General features: G+C 72.1%; 3 protein-coding genes. All 3 read right to left on the bottom strand.

The annotated features are described in order from the left end of the window. The coding region (locus VF468_29435; protein HEX5882411.1) for an alcohol dehydrogenase catalytic domain-containing protein at window positions 1-793 on the bottom strand (793 nt) is incomplete at its 3' end. Further along, window positions 793-1,317, bottom strand: a complete 525-nt coding sequence (locus VF468_29430) for a hypothetical protein (protein ID HEX5882410.1) — start codon at window positions 1,315-1,317, stop codon at window positions 793-795. The genes VF468_29430 and VF468_29435, both read right to left, overlap by 1 nt. Window positions 1,318-1,593: 276 nt before the next feature. Beyond that, complete coding sequence (locus VF468_29425) at window positions 1,594-2,094, bottom strand: hypothetical protein (GenBank protein HEX5882409.1); 501 nt, start codon at window positions 2,092-2,094, stop codon at window positions 1,594-1,596. Window positions 2,095-2,358 lie beyond the last annotated feature (264 nt).

Here is a 2,358-nt window from a genome sequence, read left to right as displayed (position 1 = left end):
CACCGTCGGCTCGCACGTAGACGTCGGTGACCTCGACCCCTCGTTCGGGCGGGGGCGGATCGCCGGTGATCGTCGCCAGGCGGCCGCCGCTCGCCACAGCCAGCAGCGCGGTCGCCGCGCCCCCGGGGGCCGCGTTCACGGCGGCCCCGACGCCGACGCCATCCGGAGTTGCGTCCCGCACGTGCGCCGGCCACCGCGGATCGTGATAGTCGAGCACGACGCGCGCGCCGTAGCCGCGAACCCGCGGCGCGCTGGAGGGGCCGGCGGTCGCGACGACGGTCGCCCCGCGAGCGACCGCCAGTTGCACGGTCAGCCCGCCGGTGACGCCGCCGGCGCCATGCACCAGCACCCACTGGCCGTCCGGCGCGGGTGCGGCCGCTGTGAGCGCCTGGTCCGCGGTGAGCGCGGGCACCGGGAACGCGGCCGCCTGCTCCCAGCCGACGACGGCCGGCTTCCGCGCCACCAGCGCGGCCGGAGCCAGCAGCCACTGCGCCCACGCGCCCTGGTGCCGGAGCGGCACGGGGTGAGTGAGCACCTGGTCGCCCGCTGCCAGGCCCCTCACGTCCTCGCCGACCGCGGCGACCACACCCGCCGCCTCGACGCCCAGCGCCAGCGGCGGCCGGCGGCCCACGTCCCAGTCGCCGACCCGGACGAACTCGTCCCAGTTGGCGACCCCTGCCGCGTGCACCGAGATCACGACCTCGTCCGGCGCAGGAGACGGCGGCGCTGCGAGTTCGAGCAGGCGCACCTGGCCGCCGAACGCGTCGATGCCTGCGGCTTGCATCCGTCGCATCAGGGCGATGCCTCCCTGCGGCAGGCCTGGCTGGCGATGGTGTACTTCCGGAGCGCCGGGAACAGGCGGTCGTCACGCTGGTTGCTCGTCAGACGGGCGATGACCTCGTCGCCCAGCTTGGCCGTGTCGAGGCACGCCTCGGGCACGCTGATGCGTGTCCGGATCACCGTCTCCGGCGGGGCCGGGGGCCGCACCGCCGCAGCCACCGTGGTCGGGCTCGGCGGGGGCTCCGAGCCCCCCTCGCCCCTGAGGAGCCAGCCGAACAGGCCGCCGACGAGGAACAGCAGCGTCAGCGCGGCCGCCCACCACCAGCGGGGTCGCCCCGCGAACAGCGACGGCGCCGGAGGGGGGGCCGGCAGGGCCCGCTGCTCGGACGGCGGCGCCGGCTTGGGCTCGTCGGCGTCGGCCGGCTCGAACAGGGAGCCCATGCGGGCGCCCATCTCGGCGAAGTTGCGACGGGTCTCCGCCAGCTCCCGCTGCTGGCGTTGCCGCTCGCGCTGCTGTTCGTCGCCGGCGTTGGCCATGCTTCCCCTCACCCGAAGGCAGGGGCCACTGCTTCGACGGCGACGCGCCCCTGCAGAGCACCAAGACGAGGTCTGGGACTGTCAGGACCGTAGCGGGAACATTACAACGTTCCCGCCATACCCGCCGAGGCAGTACCAGGCGCAGGCGGGAACCGGCCGGATCGGCCACATGCCACCGCCGGAACCTGAGGGTCTTGGGCTCGGCGAGCTTGCACTCGCCTGCGCCCAGCAGACCAGCGTCTGGGCGATACAGCAGCTGGGCACGCCGAGTCTCGGTTAGGCTCTCAGGACCCGATACGGCAACTCCTGGCCGCGACGTCGGTGCGGTGGCAGCGAGCGTGGCTCGCCGGCCGGGACCCCCACCGCCTGCAGCCGACTCCTGATCGCTCGCGCCGCCTTGGTGTCGCGACGGCTAAAGGCCAGCACGCTGCTCGTGACAACTTGCACCGTCTCGGCGTTGCCCCAGGACCACCAGAGCAGCTGATGTGCCGGAACCGACCGCCGCCGTTCGATGCTCTCGTGGTCCAGGGCCAGCGCGTACCGATGCGCCTGCGTGATCTCGGCATGGGACCGCACCAGGTCGAACCGGAGCGACCTGACCCATCGGTCGTCGTCACCGCTGACCCACAGCACACGGCGCTCGGTCACGGCCACGGCGCAACCAGGACCGCTGATCACCGTGGACAGGTCGAACCGGAGGGCGTCGCTTGGTTCAAAGGCCCTGCCCCGCGCAAGGACCTGCTCGCCCGGTTCGAGCCGGGCGACCAGCAGGTCCATCCATCGCTGGTAGTACTCGGGGTGCATCGCACCGCAGTGTTCCACCGATACCCGACCGAGAGAACCACCATCGCGGGCCAGATTCAGTGAGACGTGTAGAGAGAATGGCGCTCACGGGCCAACTTCAGTGAGACACCGCCGAGAGAATGGCCATCACGGGCCAACTTCAGTGAGACAACCAGCCGAATGACGTGCTCCCGGGCCAACTTCAGTGAGACGGGACAGTAGTTCTGGTCCACGTCTCACTTGAACTGGACCAATCCA

Source organism: Actinomycetota bacterium (assembly GCA_036280995.1).
Lineage (GTDB): Bacteria > Actinomycetota > CALGFH01 > CALGFH01 > CALGFH01 > CALGFH01.
Note: the sequence above shows the minus strand (reverse complement) of the source record. Positions and strands in the feature narration are given on the sequence as shown.